Source organism: Tardiphaga sp. 839_C3_N1_4, from assembly GCF_051811045.1.
Taxonomy (GTDB): domain Bacteria; phylum Pseudomonadota; class Alphaproteobacteria; order Rhizobiales; family Xanthobacteraceae; genus Tardiphaga.
The window spans coordinates 4,792,501-4,795,000 of the sequence record NZ_JBPWQD010000001.1 but is presented as its reverse complement, the minus strand read 5'-3'; the positions used below and the strand labels follow the sequence as shown (position 1 = coordinate 4,795,000).

Annotated in this window: 1 tRNA gene and 1 rRNA gene; both read right to left on the bottom strand. The window is 54.5% G+C overall.

From position 1 onward, the window contains the following. Positions 1–75 precede the first annotated feature (75 nt). Positions 76–152, bottom strand: a tRNA-Ile gene (locus AB8A38_RS22920). 215 nt (positions 153–367) lie between these two features. Further along, positions 368–1,854, bottom strand: a 16S ribosomal RNA gene (locus AB8A38_RS22915). Positions 1,855–2,500 lie beyond the last annotated feature (646 nt).

The window sequence follows — 2,500 nt, the reverse complement described above, 5'->3', positions numbered from 1 at the left end:
CAACGCTGTAGTTCGCGTTTTGCAGATGCGATGTCGTGACGTGAGCAGCAGCCTTGAAAGCAAAGCGCGCAAATATGGTGGGCCTGGGAAGACTTGAACTTCCGACCTCACGCTTATCAAGCGCGCGCTCTAACCAACTGAGCTACAAGCCCTAACAACAAAGGACTGCGCTCGGCCCATCGACGTGACCTTGCGATCAAACGCCAACAAGCAGCACGAGCACGCCCCAGCGTGTGTTCGTCCGCGAAGAAAGAGAAACGAAGACGGCGGTGTCCCGCCTATGCAGCTCAGACATTGATCCAATGTCTGGCCACTGATGTTTCAAAAGAGGTTCGATAGATGCAAGCATCTGAAGAACCATCCTTAGAAAGGAGGTGATCCAGCCGCAGGTTCCCCTACGGCTACCTTGTTACGACTTCACCCCAGTCGCTGACCCTACCGTGGTCAGCTGCCCCCTTGCGGTTAGCGCACTGCCTTCAGGTAGAACCAACTCCCATGGTGTGACGGGCGGTGTGTACAAGGCCCGGGAACGTATTCACCGTGGCATGCTGATCCACGATTACTAGCGATTCCAACTTCATGGGCTCGAGTTGCAGAGCCCAATCCGAACTGAGACGGCTTTTTGAGATTTGCGAGGGGTCGCCCCTTTGCATCCCATTGTCACCGCCATTGTAGCACGTGTGTAGCCCAGCCCGTAAGGGCCATGAGGACTTGACGTCATCCCCACCTTCCTCGCGGCTTATCACCGGCAGTCTCCTTAGAGTGCTCAACTAAATGGTAGCAACTAAGGACGGGGGTTGCGCTCGTTGCGGGACTTAACCCAACATCTCACGACACGAGCTGACGACAGCCATGCAGCACCTGTGCTCTATGCCCCGAAGGGAAGGTTCCATCTCTGGTACCGGTCATAGACATGTCAAGGGCTGGTAAGGTTCTGCGCGTTGCGTCGAATTAAACCACATGCTCCACCGCTTGTGCGGGCCCCCGTCAATTCCTTTGAGTTTTAATCTTGCGACCGTACTCCCCAGGCGGAATGCTTAAAGCGTTAGCTGCGCCACTAGTGAGTAAACCCACTAACGGCTGGCATTCATCGTTTACGGCGTGGACTACCAGGGTATCTAATCCTGTTTGCTCCCCACGCTTTCGTGCCTCAGCGTCAGTTATGGGCCAGTGAGCCGCCTTCGCCACTGGTGTTCTTGCGAATATCTACGAATTTCACCTCTACACTCGCAGTTCCACTCACCTCTCCCATACTCAAGACTTTCAGTATCAAAGGCAGTTCTGGAGTTGAGCTCCAGGATTTCACCTCTGACTTAAAAACCCGCCTACGCACCCTTTACGCCCAGTGATTCCGAGCAACGCTAGCCCCCTTCGTATTACCGCGGCTGCTGGCACGAAGTTAGCCGGGGCTTATTCTTACGGTACCGTCATTATCTTCCCGTACAAAAGAGCTTTACAACCCTAGGGCCTTCATCACTCACGCGGCATGGCTGGATCAGGCTTGCGCCCATTGTCCAATATTCCCCACTGCTGCCTCCCGTAGGAGTTTGGGCCGTGTCTCAGTCCCAATGTGGCTGATCATCCTCTCAGACCAGCTACTGATCGTCGCCTTGGTAGGCCTTTACCCCACCAACTAGCTAATCAGACGCGGGCCAATCTCTCGGCGATAAATCTTTCCCCGTAAGGGCTTATCCGGTATTAGCACAAGTTTCCCTGTGTTGTTCCGAACCAAGAGGTATGTTCCCACGCGTTACTCACCCGTCTGCCACTGACGTATTGCTACGCCCGTTCGACTTGCATGTGTTAAGCCTGCCGCCAGCGTTCGCTCTGAGCCAGGATCAAACTCTCAAGTTGGACTTGAAACTTTAAACCGGCTGATCACAACGTATTGACGAGGTCCCACCATACTAAATCGACCAAACCGAAGTTCAGCCAATCTGCTGTCCGCGCTTCACAGCGCTAACAACGATGGTGTTAACCTTTGTTCAAAACGTGTACCGCCGAAGTCTTTCGTCCGGCCTCGCCTCAAGAAGCCGAAGCTTCCATCGAACGAGACCCGCAAGGACTCCGCCGTCCACGTTTCTCTTTCTTCAATTTAACTTGTCAAACAGCCCGACGCAGATGCGTCAATCTCCCCAAAAGGGAGAAATCTCTATCTTCAGATCTTCCAAAGTGAGATCCATCAGGCGGCATCCAGTGGATGCCAGCGCCCCGAAGGGAGCGAACCAGTAGACCCTCCAGAGGAAGGAAGCAACCTCTTTCTTCGCAGCGCGCCGATTATTTCGTTCGAAACAAGCAGCAGACCATTGCACCGATAGAGATCCGCCAGGCCCCTTTTCAGAAACCTGACAACTCAACCCGACGACAAAACACCCACCGAAACTGTCGGCTGGTGCTTCACACATCGCGTTGAGGTGCTTCTGAGCGTCGAACCGTCCCGGACCCGTAGGCCCCGGCGCCGCCGCGCTCAGTGGCCGGTTTATAGTCTCGCACTCTCGAA